Origin of the sequence: Qipengyuania sp. YIM B01966, assembly GCF_016461955.1 — a bacterium.
Classification (GTDB): domain Bacteria; phylum Pseudomonadota; class Alphaproteobacteria; order Sphingomonadales; family Sphingomonadaceae; genus QFOP01.
Genome location: NZ_JADMNM010000007.1, coordinates 52,542 through 66,587 on the forward strand (window position 1 = coordinate 52,542; position 14,046 = coordinate 66,587).

Genomic DNA, 14,046 nt, shown 5'->3' on the forward strand with positions numbered 1-14,046 from the left:
ATGCTGGGGCGCACCGCGAACGGGCTGTTCTGGATGTTCCGTTATCTCGAACGGGCGGAAAATACCGCGCGCCTGATCGAGGCCGGGCTCAGAATGGGGTTGACCCGCGATGTCGTGACCGCCGAGGAGGAATGGCGCTCGGTCATCGCGACCTCGGGCCAGCGCGCCGCCTATGAGGCGAAGCACGGCACCTATACCGGGGTTCAGGCGTGGAATTTCCTGCTGCGCGACAAGGCTAATCCGAACAGCGTGCTGGCGATGTTCGAAATGGTCCGGACCAATGCCCGGCTCGCGCGTAATGCGATCAGCGGCGAGGTGTGGGAAGCAGTCAACGAAAGCTGGATGGCCCTGCGCGACTTTCTCGCCCGGCCGGTCAGCCAGCAAAGCGTGGGCGAAGCGGTGGCGATGGTACGCCATGCCGGAACGCTCGCGCATGGGGCGATGACCGGTTCGATGCTGCGCGATGCCAGCTTCCATTTCGCCCGTGCGGGCACGCATCTCGAACGCGCGGACAGCACGGCGCGCATCCTCGATATCAAATATTACCTGCTGCTGCCTTCGCTCGCCTATGTCGGGTCGAGCCTCGATACCAGCCAGTGGGACACGGTGCTGCGCTCAGTTTCGGGCGACCGGGCCTATCGCTGGATCAATGCCGGCCAGATCGATGCGCGCCGGATCGTCGAGTTTCTAGTGCTTGACGACCGCTTCCCGCGCAGCCTCGCCTTTTGCCATTCGGCCTTGCGCGAAAATCTCGCGGCGCTGGCGCGCGGCCATGGCAGCGAAGGGCACGCCCATGCGCTGATCCGCGATGCGCATTCGCGGCTGACGGCGCTCAGCGTCGATGACATTTTTCGCGGGGGGCTGCATGAATTCCTGCTCCGCTTCATGGCCGACAATGCGGCGATTGCCGAGGCGATCGCCGCCGATTACAGGTTCCTCGGCTGATGCGCCTGTCCGTCCGCCATACGACCCGCTACACCTTCGTCGCGCCGGTGCTTCATGCTCTACAGCGGCTGCGGCTGACGCCCAAGACGACCCAAGGGCAGCGCGTGATCGACTGGACAATGCGCTTCGAGAATGCCGTCCAGCAGCTCGATTACGAAGACCAGAACCATAACCGCGTGACCTTGATCGCGGTGGAAGCGGGCGCGCCATTTGTGTCGGTGGAATGCTACGGGGTGGTCGAAACCGAGGATCATGCCGGGGTCATCGGCCACCATGCGGGCAACCTGCCGCTGTGGAGTTTCATCGGGCAGACCGCGCTGACCCGCCCCGGTCCGCGCCTGCGCGATCTCGTGCGCGATCTGCGCCCGGAAGGGGACCGGATCGCCTTCCTCCATGCCTTGTCAGGGCGGATAGCGGACCGGATCATTTACGGCACGGGCAATACCGGCGTGACCACAACCGCCGAACAGGCCGCGGCCGCCGGCGCCGGCGTGTGTCAGGACCACGCCCATATCTTCATCGCGGCGGCGCGGATGTTCGACATTCCGACGCGCTATGTCAGCGGTTACCTGATGATGAATGACCGCATCGATCAGGAAGCCACGCACGCCTGGGCCGAAGCCTATGTCGAAGGGATAGGCTGGATCGGGTTCGACATCTCGAACCGAATCAGCCCCGATTCGCGCTATGTGCGGGTTGCCACCGGCCGCGACTATCGTGATGCGGCGCCGATCACCGGGATCACCTACGGCACGTCGAGCGAGGACCTGCACGTCGCCGTGGCGGTCGAACAACAACAGGTTCCACAGCAATGAACGAGGGCCTTCGCCAATGACTTATTGCGTCGGGATGATGATCGACAAGGGCCTGGTGCTGATGAGCGATACTCGGACCAATTCGGGCGTCGATAACATCTCCGTGTTCCGCAAGATGTTTCACTGGAAGGTGCCTGGCCAGCGCATCGTTTCGTTGATGACGGCCGGTAACCTCGCAACCACGCAGGCTGTCATCAGCCTGCTGGAAGAGCGCACCAAATCACCGGGTGAGCGGATGAATGCGCTGCTCGAAGCGCCGACCATGTTCCAGATGGCGAGCGAGATCGGCAATGTACTGCGCGAGACCATCTCGACCCGGCAGGAGCGCAACGGCACCAGCGGGCGGGGCCGCTTCACTGCATCGATGATCCTGGCCGGGCAGATCGCCGACATGGAGCCGCGGTTGTTCCTGATCTATCCCGAAGGCAATTTCATCGAAGCGAGCAGCGAGACGCCGTTCTTCCAGATCGGCGAAACCAAATATGGCCGCCCGATCATCCTGCGCGGATACGACCCGGCGATGAGCATCGAGGACGCGGTCAAGCTGCTGATGGTGAGCTTCGATTCAACGGTTAAGGCCAATCTGTCGGTCGGCTTGCCACTCGATCTGATGGTGATCGAACGCGACAAGTTCGAGCCCGGGCATATCCGCAGGATCGGGGTGGATGACGAATATTTCCAGGCGATCTCGGCGGGATGGGGCAATGCGCTGCGCGATGCATTTCACGCGCTGCCCGATTACAGCCTCTACGCTCATTCTAGGTAGTCTTGCTAAGTCGTTACACGGAAGGGGAAACCACGCAGAAAAAAGGCGCCGTTACGGATATAACAGCGCAGGTCGCGCGGCAATGCGAGCGGTGGCATTGCGCGGCGAACTATCTCCAATTCGGTAGTACTACGGAATGCGTGGCGCGGCGCGGCGCGGCAGGTTTGCCGCATGAAAACACGCACCACGCTCCATTTCGTCGACGGCAACAGCCGCTCTCGCGCCGAACTTTCGCGAATGGCCTTCGCAATGGGCCATCATTGCGAGGTCTATGCCGATTTGGCGGAAATCTTCGCCCACCCCCCGCGCGAGGGGATCGTCGTGGCGACCGACGATTCTGCCGGGCCCAGCATCCCTGAAATCATCGACCAGCTGATGGAGGCGGGCATCTGGCTGCCGGTCATAGCGCTCAGTCCTGCACCGGAACTCGACCGCACCGTTGCCGCGATGCGCGCAGGGGCGATCGGCTATCTCGCCGCGCCGCTGGCGCAGGAGCAACTTGAGCAGACGATCGCCGCGCTGGAGGAGGAAGCAGAGCATTTCGCCGCCGCGCGCAAACGGTTGATCGAAGCGCGCCGGCTGGTCGCGGCCCTATCCAGTCGCGAGCGCGACGTGCTCGACCGGCTGGCGCAGGGCAACAGCAACAAGGCGATCGCCCGCGATCTCGGGATCAGCCCGCGCACGGTCGAAATTCACCGCGCCAACATGATGAGCAAGCTGGGCGCACGCCATCCGGCCGATGCAGTGCGCGTGCGTCTCGAAGCCGGCAGCTGAGCGCATGCCAATCGCGCATTGGCCAAAGCCGGCGCGGGCGGCTAACGCGCGGCCATGCCGCTCGACCGCATTGCCCTGGCCGATTTCCGCAACCACCGGGAAAGCGCGCTGGACGGCACGCGCCAGTTCAACCTGCTGCTCGGCGATAATGGCGCGGGCAAGACCAACATTCTCGAGGCGCTGTCACTGCTGGCGCCGGGGCGGGGCCTGCGCCGCGCCACGCCGGCCGAGATGGCCCGCAAAGGCGGAAGCGGCGGGTTCACGCTGGGCGCCGATCTCGCTGCCGACACGATGCCGGTCCGGCTGGGCACGCTGGTCGATCCGGCGCGGCCGAACCGGCGGATGGTGCGGATCAATGGCGCCGACAGCAGCGCGGCCACGCTGGGGGAGTGGGTGTCGCTGGGCTGGCTGACCCCGGCGATGGACGGACTGTTCACCGACAGCGCTGGCGCGCGCCGCCGGTGGCTCGACCGGATGGCGCTGGCGCTGGCACCGACCCATGCGCGCACCGCCATTCGGTATGACGAGGCCTTGCGCGAACGCAATCGGTTGCTGGCGGACGATGCGCCGCCCGACCCGCTCTGGCTTGGCGCGATCGAGCAGCGGCTCGCGGAACATGGGGCTGCGCTGGCGAGCGGGCGGCGCGCGCTGGTCGCCGCGCTGACCCAGGCCTTGTCCGCCGCGCCCGACGGCCCGTTTGCCCGCCCGCTGCTGGCCTATCAGCCAACCGCGCCAGAGGACACCGCAGCCTTTGCCGAGGCGCTGCTGCGCCACCGTGCGCGCGACCGCGCGGCCGGCCGCACGCTGATTGGCCCGCACCGCGACGAGCTGACCGTAACCATGGCCGGCAGCGGCGCGCCGGCCGCACACTGCTCCACCGGCGAACAAAAGGCGCTGCTGATTGCGGTGACGCTGGCCCATGCGGAACTGGCGGCAAAGGGCCGGCCGGCAGTGCTGCTGCTCGACGAGGTTGCCGCGCATCTCGATCCCTCGCGACGCGCGGCACTGTTCGAACGGCTGCGCGGCAGCGGGACGCAAGTGTGGATGACCGGCACGGAAGCAGCGCCCTTCGCCGCGATCATGGAAGAGGCGGCGTGCTGGGAAATCGCCGGCGGCGCGGCGCACAGGGTCAGCTAGCCGGCAGCGCCCCGGAGACGACCGCTTGCGTGTGGCCGACCAGCGCGTCGATCCCCGCAGCGGTGGGGTGGACGCGGTCAGGCTGGATCAGTTGCGGCTGATCATAGACCGGCTCGAGGAAGAACGGCACCAGCGTCGCGCCATATTCCTTGGCCAGCGCGGGGTAGGCGGCATCGAATGCGCGGACGAAATCTGCCCCCAGATTGGGCGGCGCGCGCATCCCGAAAAGCACCACCGGGATCTCGCGCCGCTGCAATTCGCCGAGCATCGCAGCGAGATTGGCGCGCGTTTCGGCCGGCGACAGGCCGCGCAGCAGGTCGTTGCCGCCCAGTTCGAGCAATACGAGATCGGGCTTCCTCGGCAGGCTGTCGAGCGTGAAAGCCAGCCGCTGCCGGCCGGCGGCGGTGGTGTCGCCCGATACGCCCGCATCATGCACCCGCACGGGCCGGCCCGCACCGCGCAGGGCTGCCTCCAACCGCTCGGGATAACCCTCGGCCGGCGCGAGGCCATAGCCGGCGAACAGGCTGTCGCCAAAGGCCAGCACCAGTCGCTCGTCGCCTTGCGGCGCGGGCGCGGGGGATGCCTGTGCGGCGGATGGCTCGCTGGGCGCGGCGCCGGTTTGCGGCGAGGCCTCTTTGCACCCGGCGGCAAGGCACAGCAGCAGCGCGGCGGCGGTCGAGCGGGTCAGGCGATTCATCGGCAGCATCCTTGCATTGGCCCACCTGACTATGCGAGGCCCCGCGCGTGACAAGCCCCTTCGCGATTTCCGCCCGTGCGCTGACCCTCGATTTCGGCACCGCCGACGCCCCGGTGGCGATCCTGCGCGGGATCGATCTCGACATTGCGGCGGGCGAGGTTGTCGCGCTGCTCGGCCCGTCAGGATCGGGCAAAAGCTCGCTGATGGCGGTGCTCTCGGGCCTCGAACGGGCGAGCAGCGGGTCGCTGGAGGTCGCCGGCGAGGATTTTACCCGGCTCGACGAAGATGGCCTCGCCCGCGCGCGCCGCGGACGAATCGGCATCGTGCTGCAGGCCTTCCATCTGCTTCCCACCATGACCGCGCTCGAAAACGTCGCCACACCGCTGGAACTGGCCGGCATTGCTGACGCGAGTGTCCGAGCCAGTGAGGAACTGGCGGCAGTCGGGCTCGGCCATCGGCTGTATCACTACCCCGCGCAGCTTTCGGGCGGCGAGCAACAGCGCGTTGCCATTGCCCGCGCCATCGCCCCGCGCCCGGCGCTGATCTTTGCCGACGAGCCGACCGGCAATCTCGATGTCCGGACGGGCCACACGATCATCGACCTGCTGTTCGCGCGCCGCGCCGAAACGGGGGCGACCTTGCTGGTGATCACGCATGACCCCGAACTCGCGGTGCGCTGCGGGCGGGTGATTACTTTGGCCGATGGCCGGATTGCCAGCGATGTGGCGCCATGAGCGGTGCCCCGGCGCTCGATTGGCGCACCGCCTGGAAGATCGCGCGGCGCGACCTCAACGCCCGCTTCCGCGGCCTCAGGCTGTTGCTGGTCTGCCTGTTCCTCGGCACCGCCGCGTTGACCGCGATCGGCACGCTGACCAGCGCGATCGAGCGCGAACTGGCGGGGCGAGGGCAGGAGATACTTGGCGGAGACCTCGAAGTCGAGGTGTGGCAGCGTGACCTGACCGCTGCCGAACGTGCGCTGCTGACCGCGCGTGGGCGCATCTCGGCCGGGACGCGGATGCAGGCGATGGCGGTCGCCGGCGCGCAGGCCGCGCCGGTCGGGCTGAAGGCTGTGGATGATGCGTGGCCGCTTTATGGCCGGCTGGTGCTGGCCGATGGCCGCCGCGTCGGTGCGCCGGCAGCGGGCGAGGCCTGGGCGGCCAAGGGCGCGGCCGAGCGGCTGGGGATTGCGGTGGGCGAAAGGTTCACCGTCGGCACCGGCGAACTGGTGCTGGCCGGGATCATTGCCAACGAACCTGACCGCCTGTCCGAAGGGTTCCAGCTTGGCCCCTCGGTCATCGTGGCGGCCGATTTCCCCGCGCGCGCGGGCCTCCTCGCACCGGGCGCGATGTATCAGAGCAAATATCGCCTTGCGCTTCCGCCGGGGGCCGACCCGGCGGCGGCGCAGCAGGCGATTGCCGCCGCCGCGCCGTCTGCGGGGTTTGAATATCGCACGCGCGACCGGGCCTCGCCGGGTGCGGACCGGTTCGTGTCGCGGATGGGCGAATTTCTCGGGCTGGTGGGCCTCGCCGCGCTGGTGATTGCCGGGATCGGCATTGGCGGCGGGGTGACGTCCTATCTCGACGCGCGGCGCGCGGCGATTGCGACGCTGAAAGTATTGGGCGCCACCAGCCGCGATATTGCCCGCATCTACGCGTTGCAGATCGCCGCCGCGACCGCGCTGGGGACGGTGCTGGGGATGATTGCCGGCACGCTTGCCACCCCGCTGCTGGCGCGCGCACTCGCCGGGCTGCTCCCGGTGGAGACGCGGCTGCTGGCCGATCCGCGGTCGCTGCTGCTGGCGGCGGCCTATGGCCTGCTGGTCGCGCTGGTGTTCGCCGCGCCGCCGCTGATGCGGGCGCGCTATTATCCGGCGATGGCGATGATGCGCGCGCGGGTGGCGCCGCTTGCGTTTCGCCGCGCGGGCCTGTGGTGGAGCGCGGGCGGCCTTGCAGCGATTGCGCTGTTGGTGGTGGCGACATCGGCCCAGCCGCTGCTGGCGGGCGGTTTTCTGCTCGGAGCGGCGGTGGTGGTGGGGTTGCTGGCCCTGCTCGGCAGGGGGATTGCCCGCGCGGCCGCCGCGCTGCCGCGCCCGCGCAATCCGCTGGCACGCGCGGCCCTCGCCAATCTCCACCGGCCAGGGGCTGCCACCACCACGCTGGTTACCGCGCTGGGTTTCGGGCTGGCGGCTTTTGTGCTCCTAGCGGCGATTCAGACCGCGATTGACGGCAATATCGCCCGCACCGTCCCGCGCGAGGCGCCCGACTTCTTCGTTCTGGACGTCCCGCGCGAGCGCGAGGATGCGTTCCGCGCGCTGGTGACGGATAGCCAGCCGCAGGCCGCTATCCGCACCGTCCCGGCGCTGCGGGGCGCGATCCTCGCTTATGGGCCGCAAGCTGCGATGACCCGCGTGGCCGATTTGGAGGACATTCCCGACGGCGCCTGGGCGCTACGGGGCGAGCGCGGGCTGACCTATGCGCAGGGCGTCCCGCCCGGCAATCGCGTGACCGAAGGACAATGGTGGAGCGCCGATCAGGCTGGCGAGCGGCTGGTGTCGGTCGATGCCGATCTCGCCCAGGCCATCGGCCTGGAGGTGGGGGATTATCTGACCATCGGCGTGCTGGGGGTGGAGCGGACCGCCCGCGTCGCCAATCTGCGCGTGATCGACTGGGAGAGCATGGGCTTCAACTACGTGTTGGTGTTTTCACCCGGTACGCTGGCTGATGCGCCGCATAATCTGGCCGCCACCATCGACTTGCCGGCTGGTGCCCAAACCGGCCCGCTGCTGCGGGCGCTGGTCGGGGCGTTCCCGTCAAGCTCTGTGATCGAGGTGGGTGATGTGCTGGTGCAGGCGCGCGATCTGTTGGGGCAAGTCGGGCTGGCGACGCTGGCGGCGGCTTCCGTCGCGGTGCTGGCGGGTCTTGCCGTGCTCGCCGGCGCGATTGCCGCTGCCCGAGCGGCACGGACCTATGACACGGTGATGCTCCGGGTGCTGGGGGCCAGCCGCGGGCAGGTGCTGGCGATGCAGGCGGCGGAATACGGGATGCTGGCGCTGGCGTTGGCGGGCGTGGCGCTGGCTCTCGGCACCGGGATCGCCTGGCTGGTGGTTACGCAATTGTTCGAGTTTGAATGGTTGCCCCATCGGCCGACCGTGCTCGCGACGCTCGGCGGCGGGCTGGCGCTGGTGCTGGCGTTTGCCGTCGGGGGATCGTTGCCGCTGCTGCGCGCCCGCCCGGCCCAAGCCCTGCGGGCGCTGTGATGGACCGGGCGCGAAACGCCTAGCCGACGACCTGTTGCTGCGTTTCCATAAACTGGCGGCGAAAAATCATGGGATCGCTGATCCCCTTGATGGGTGCCTGCGATGTGCCTGTCCCCGAAATAATGACCGAACCATAATTAAAGATGCGGCCGAATATCCCCTGATGAACCCGAACGCTTTCGACCTTCGGCAGCAGAAGCTCGGTTGTATCGCGCGAAATGAAGCCAAACTTGGCCACCACCTTCCGATTCGTGACGGCGAGCTCAGTTGTCTTCCAGCGCAGAAATGCGATTAGCCAAAAAACGGGGCCAATGAAGATCGGCAGGGTCACCAACCCGAGAATGATCCATCCCGCCAACGACCAAATGCTGACCTTGGCCTCGTGTCGCACCACTTCGCCGTCATTCAACGTGCTGTCGATAAAGCTGCCCATTATTCTCCCCATGTGGCTTTACCGTCATCCGTAGTTATGTGCCTTTTTATCGCAATAAAAAAGGGACCCCGCCGCAGCGGAGCCCCTTTTTTTGTTCTGAGCGCTGCCCGCTTAGAAGCGGTAGCGGATCGACGCACCGTAGGTGCGCGGCTGGTTGGGATAGCTCGAGATCGAGCCTGCCTGCGCCACCGAATCAAACAGCGACAGCAGATAGCGGTCGTTGGTCAGATTGCGGCCCCAGATGGTGAATTCGAGCCCGTTCATCATAGCATAGGTAAGCGAGGCGTTGAGGTTGTCGACCTGACGGCGGAACGGACGGGCAGCGGCAACGGCCGCGGCCTGGCCGCCCTGCGACAGGAAGCCAGGCAGCCCTTCGACCACCTGCACCGGCGATTCGAGATGCAGATCTCCGCGCGCAATCAGGCGGTCGCCATTGCCCAGTTCCTGGTTCCACTGCGCGCCGAATGTCGCCGACAGTTCCGGCACCCCGGCCACTGCCCGACCGCTGAGGTCGCCGATCGCCGAATTGAGGAACTCGTCATATTTGGCGTCGAGATAGGTGAAGGCGACGTTCAACGTCAGCTCGTCCATCGGCCGCGCCATCCCTTCGAACTCGATGCCGAAGGTACTCTGCTTGCCCGCATTGGCCAGCGCAAAGCCGGTGCCGGTGAAGATGTTGGACTGGAAGCCGTCAATCTCCTGCTGGAACACGGTGAGGTTGGCAGAAGCGAGGCCCCAATCGGCCTTGATTCCAGCTTCGTACACCGTCGATTCTTCCGGGCCGGCAAAGCGCGAGCCGGTGGTGAGGTTCGGGGTGATGAGATTGGCCGCTGTCAGCGCCGGAATGTCGCTCGCCAGCGGGCGGCTGTCGCGCGACAGGTTGAAGCTGCTCGCCTTGAAGCCGGTCGCGTAAGACAGATAGAGGTTGATCGATTCCGTCACATCGTAGGCGACCCGCGCGGTGTAGCTGAAATCGCCATCATTGGTCTTGCCGTCTTCCACCGCGTTGGGAACGTTGAGGAACGGCGGCAGGAATTGCAGCGAACGCAGGCCGAGCAGCGGTGCAGTGCGCCCGGCGACCGTGGTGCTGATGGTCTGGAACAGGGCCGGCTGCGCCGCGGCAAAGCCCTGAATCTGCGCCGGCGTAGCAAACCCGCCGGGCAGCCCGAGGAGGCCGCCGATGGTCTGCGAGATGCCCGCATTGGTCGCCGCCGTACGGATCGCCGGCAGATTGAGCGCGGCAAACACGTCGGTCGAGACGACGTTGGTGGCGATTTCCTTCTTGTCCTTGGTGTAGTTGCCGCCGACCGTCACGGTCAGGCCGTCAACGATCTCGAAATCGAGCTGGCCGAAAATCGACCATGCCTGGTTGTCGAGCGAGTACGCTTCGGTGAGACCCTGCCCGGTGCCGAAGAAGCGGCCGGTATAGAGCGCCGGGTTGCCCGCCAGCGCGCCGAATTGCGTTTCAAGCGCCGCCACGTTCAGCGCACCCGCGCTGGCCCCGCGGATCAGCAGATCGGCATAGGGGCGGAACTGGTTGCCGAAGAAGATCTCGCTGTTCTGTTCGACCGACTCGTCGAAATAATAGCCGCCGAGCAGGAAGCCGACGCGATCGCCGATTTCCCCCGCGAGGCGCAGTTCCTGCGTGAAGGTTTCGATCCCGACATCGTCGAACTTGCGGCCGATCAGGTCGGCGCTGGTGAAGTCCGCATCCTGATTGGTGACCGCGTTGCTCTTGCGGAAGGCGCTGATCGAGGTGAGCGTGAGGCCGGCGCCGAGTTCGAAATCGACCTGGCCCGAAATGCCATAATTCTCGATCTCGTTGGTCGAATCGAAGTTCGAATAAACCACATCAGCATAGGGATCGGCCGGGTTATTGACCCGCCCGCCCACCGCGAAGATCGCCTGCGTGGCGGCCGACTGGCGGACATTGATGACGCCGCAGCACAACTCGTCGATGCTGTCATAATCGGCGATGATGCGCGCGCGCACCGGGCCTTCATTTTCGAACAAGGCCTGGCCGCGCACGAACCAGCGGTTGCGTTCGTTAGTGGCGTTGCCCGTGCCGAGATCGTCGAGATAACCGTCGCGCTTGTTAATCCCGCCCGCCAGGCTGAAGGCGAGGCTGTCGCTCACCGGTCCGGTGACGACGCCCTTGGCCAGGATCGCATTGTAATTGCCGTAGCTCAATTCCGCCTGTCCGCCGAAGCTGAACTGCGGTTCGCGGGTAACGATCGAGATGACGCCCGCCGAAGCATTCTTGCCGAACAGCGTCGACTGGGGCCCCCGCAACACTTCGACGCGCTGCACATCGGGCAGGTCCGAGATCTGCGAGGCGGTGCGGCTGCGATAGACGCCATCGACGAACACGCCCACCGACGGCTCGATGCCGGCATTGTTGGCGCCGTTGCCGAAGCCGCGGATGATGAAATTGGTGTTGGCCGCGCTCTGCAGCGTGGTCACCCGCAGCGAGGGCACCACGGTCGACAGGTCGGCCACATCGCGGATCTGCGCGCGTTCGATGGTTTCGGCGGTGGTGACCGAAACCGCGACCGGGATTTCCTGCAGCGTCTGTTCGCGCTTGGTCGCGGTGACGATGATCTCGTTGCCGGTCGCGCTGTCTTCCTGGTTCTCGTACGTGTCGCCGTCGGTGTTGGGCTCGCCCGGCTGGGCGGCCTGCGCAAAAGCGAGGCCGGGCACGGCCAGCGCAAAGGCGGCCGCGCCGGTGAGCAGCGAGAAGCGGGTCGAAATCATGCAAGTGGTTCCTCTGCCAAGGCTGTCCCGGGCCATCCGCGCGATGCGGTGCGGCCCGGTCAGCGTGCTTTTTTCCGGCAGCCGCCTTAGAAACAGGCTGTTTTTACGACAAGCGTATTGCCATGCCGGCCCACCGCATCGCCGGCGCTGTTGCAGGCGGGCCACAGGTATGCCTTGCCGCAGCGGGCCCCTGCCTGTAGAGGCGCGCGCGATCCGGCCGCCCCTTTCGCGGCCCCTGCAGCGCCCCTTTCGAGAAAGCTTTTCCCCTGATGTCCGCAAATCTGCGCAACGTGGCGATCATCGCGCACGTCGATCATGGCAAGACCACGCTTGTCGACCAACTGTTCCGCCAGTCCGGCACCTTCCGCGACAATCAGCGCGTCGAGGAACGGGCGATGGATTCGAACGACCTCGAAAAGGAACGCGGGATCACCATCCTCGCCAAATGCACCAGCGTCGAATGGACCCCGCCCGAAGGCGGCGAGACAACGCGGATCAATATCGTCGACACCCCTGGCCACGCCGATTTCGGCGGCGAGGTAGAACGCATCCTCAGCATGGTCGATGGCGTGATCCTGCTGGTCGACAGCAGCGAAGGCGCGATGCCGCAGACCAAATTCGTCACCGGCAAGGCGCTGGCGCTGGGCCTCAGGCCGATCGTGGTGGTCAACAAGGTCGACCGGCCCGACGAGCGTATCCAGGAAGTGCTCGACGAGGTGTTCGACCTGTTCGTCAGCCTCGATGCCAATGACGAGCAGCTCGATTTTCCGGTGCTCTACGCCTCGGGCCGCAACGGCTATGCCAATGCCGAGCCCGACAAGCGCGAGGGCACGCTGGCGCCGCTATTCGACAAGATCGTCGCGCACGTCCCCGCGCCGCGCGTCAATGCCGACGGGCCGTTCACTTTCCTTGCCACCCTGCTCGACCGCGACAATTTCATGGGCCGCGTGCTGACCGGGCGGGTGGTGTCGGGCAGCGTCCGGGTCAACGACCCGATCCGCGCGCTCGACATGGATGGCAAGGTCATCGAAACCGGCCGCGCGACCAAGCTGCTGGCTTTTCGCGGGCTGGAGCGGGTGCCGGTCGACAGCGCCGAAGCGGGCGACATCATCGCGCTGGCCGGCCTCGAGAAGGCAACCGTCGCCAACACCATCGCCTCGCCCGAGGTGACCGAGCCGCTGGCCGCCCAGCCGATCGACCCGCCCACGCTGTCGATGCGCTTTGCCGTCAATGACAGCCCGCTGGCCGGGCGCGAAGGCGACAAGGTGACCAGCCGGATGATCCGCGACCGCCTGCTGCGCGAGGCGGAAACCAATGTCGCCATCCGCGTCACCGAGAGCGCCGACAAGGACAGCTTCGAAGTCGCCGGGCGCGGCGAATTGCAGCTGGGCGTGCTGATCGAAACGATGCGCCGCGAAGGCTTCGAGCTCGGCATCAGCCGCCCGCGCGTGCTGTTCCGCGAGGAAGCCGGCCAGCGGATGGAGCCGTACGAAACCGTCGTCATCGACGTGGACGACGAACATTCGGGCACGGTCGTCGAAAAGATGCAGCGCCGCAAGGCCGAGCTGACCGAGATGCGCCCGAGCGGCGCAGGCAAGACCCGCATTACCTTCAGCGCGCCCAGCCGCGGGCTGATCGGCTATCACGGCGAATTCCTGTCCGACACGCGCGGCACCGGGATCATGAACCGGCTGTTCGAGAAATACGGCCCGCATAAGGGCCCGATCGAGGGGCGGCCCAACGGCGTGCTGATCTCCAACGCGACCGGCGAGGCGGTCGGCTATGCGCTCAACGCGCTGGAAGAGCGCGGCGTGCTGTTCATCAGCCCGCAGGCGAAGCTCTATGAAGGGATGATCATCGGCGAAAATGCCAAGCCCGACGATCTTGAGGTCAATCCGCTGAAGTCAAAGCAGCTGACCAATTTCCGTTCGACCGGCAAGGACGATGCGATCCGCCTGACCCCGCCACGGATCATGACGCTGGAACAGGCGATCGCCTATATTGACGATGACGAGATGGTTGAGGTGACGCCGAAATCGATCCGGCTGCGCAAGGCGATCCTCGACCCGCACGAGCGCAAGAAAGCCCGGCGCCGCGGCGAGGATTGAGCGAGGTGAGGAGGCGTCCGCTGGATTGCCACGGCGCCTGACAGCGCCTCGCAATGACGGGCTTAACCGTCGTCATTGCGAGCGAAGCGCGGCAATCGACGCGGCGTAGCGCTGCCGGGGCCACTGGATTGCCACGGAGCCTGACGGCTCCTCGCAATGACGAGTGTACGGGGCGCTTGCACTGTACTTCCCAGCGGCGGGCGGCTTCTCCAACGTCGTCATTGCGAGCGAAGCGCGGCAATCCAGGCGGCATAGTGCTGCGGGTGCCACTGGATTGCCACGGAGCCTTACGGCTCCTCACACTGACGGGCCTACTGGCCCACCTTCGTCATTGCGAGCGAAGCGCGGCAATCCAGGCGGC

General features: G+C 66.4%; 11 protein-coding genes. 8 read left to right on the forward strand and 3 right to left on the reverse strand.

Features of this window, described 5'->3' with window-relative positions; all coding sequences use genetic code 11:
- The 5 genes from ILT46_RS09180 to recF all read left to right on the forward strand — a co-directional run bounded on the left by ILT46_RS09180 (nucleotide 1) and on the right by recF (nucleotide 4,437).
- Nucleotides 1–945, forward strand: coding sequence for an alpha-E domain-containing protein (locus ILT46_RS09180; RefSeq protein WP_199504347.1), 945 nt, complete (start codon nucleotides 1–3; stop codon nucleotides 943–945).
- Nucleotides 945–1,760 (forward strand): transglutaminase family protein, encoded by an 816-nt coding sequence (locus ILT46_RS09185; RefSeq protein ID WP_199504348.1) that lies wholly within the window; start codon nucleotides 945–947, stop codon nucleotides 1,758–1,760. The genes ILT46_RS09180 and ILT46_RS09185 overlap by 1 nt, the downstream gene beginning before the upstream one ends.
- A gap of 16 nt (nucleotides 1,761–1,776) precedes the next feature.
- Entirely contained in the window at nucleotides 1,777–2,526 is a 750-nt protein-coding gene (locus ILT46_RS09190) for a proteasome-type protease (RefSeq protein WP_199504349.1), read from the forward strand.
- A 171-nt stretch (nucleotides 2,527–2,697) separates the two neighbouring features.
- On the forward strand, nucleotides 2,698–3,300 hold the full coding sequence (locus ILT46_RS09195; protein ID WP_199504350.1) for a response regulator transcription factor: 603 nt from the start codon (nucleotides 2,698–2,700) through the stop codon (nucleotides 3,298–3,300).
- A 54-nt stretch (nucleotides 3,301–3,354) separates the two neighbouring features.
- Complete coding sequence (gene recF, locus ILT46_RS09200; protein WP_199504351.1) at nucleotides 3,355–4,437, forward strand: DNA replication/repair protein RecF; 1,083 nt, start codon at nucleotides 3,355–3,357, stop codon at nucleotides 4,435–4,437.
- Here the strand turns inward: recF and ILT46_RS09205 are convergent.
- The gene (locus ILT46_RS09205) at nucleotides 4,430–5,134 is read right to left on the reverse strand and encodes an arylesterase (RefSeq protein WP_199504352.1); all 705 of its coding nucleotides are present in this window, start codon (nucleotides 5,132–5,134) and stop codon (nucleotides 4,430–4,432) included. The two genes, recF and ILT46_RS09205, sit on opposite strands and share 8 nt — an antisense overlap.
- A 47-nt stretch (nucleotides 5,135–5,181) precedes the next feature.
- Between ILT46_RS09205 and ILT46_RS09210 the strand changes: the two genes are divergently transcribed.
- Entirely contained in the window at nucleotides 5,182–5,868 is a 687-nt protein-coding gene (locus tag ILT46_RS09210) for an ABC transporter ATP-binding protein (protein ID WP_199504353.1), read from the forward strand.
- Nucleotides 5,865–8,390 (forward strand): ABC transporter permease, encoded by a 2,526-nt coding sequence (locus tag ILT46_RS09215; RefSeq protein WP_199504354.1) that lies wholly within the window; start codon nucleotides 5,865–5,867, stop codon nucleotides 8,388–8,390. The genes ILT46_RS09210 and ILT46_RS09215 overlap by 4 nt, the downstream gene beginning before the upstream one ends.
- A gap of 19 nt (nucleotides 8,391–8,409) precedes the next feature.
- Here ILT46_RS09215 and ILT46_RS09220 read toward each other — a convergent pair whose 3' ends face one another.
- Both ILT46_RS09220 and ILT46_RS09225 read right to left on the reverse strand, forming a co-directional pair.
- The gene (locus ILT46_RS09220; RefSeq protein ID WP_199504355.1) at nucleotides 8,410–8,823 is read right to left on the reverse strand and encodes a PH domain-containing protein; all 414 of its coding nucleotides are present in this window, start codon (nucleotides 8,821–8,823) and stop codon (nucleotides 8,410–8,412) included.
- A 111-nt stretch (nucleotides 8,824–8,934) separates the two neighbouring features.
- Nucleotides 8,935–11,577, reverse strand: coding sequence for a TonB-dependent receptor (locus ILT46_RS09225; protein ID WP_199504356.1), 2,643 nt, complete (start codon nucleotides 11,575–11,577; stop codon nucleotides 8,935–8,937).
- 269 nt (nucleotides 11,578–11,846) lie between these two features.
- On the opposite strand from ILT46_RS09225, the gene typA reads away from it, so the two are divergent.
- On the forward strand, nucleotides 11,847–13,685 hold the full coding sequence (gene typA, locus ILT46_RS09230) for a translational GTPase TypA (RefSeq protein WP_199504357.1): 1,839 nt from the start codon (nucleotides 11,847–11,849) through the stop codon (nucleotides 13,683–13,685).
- Nucleotides 13,686–14,046: the final 361 nt, after the last annotated feature.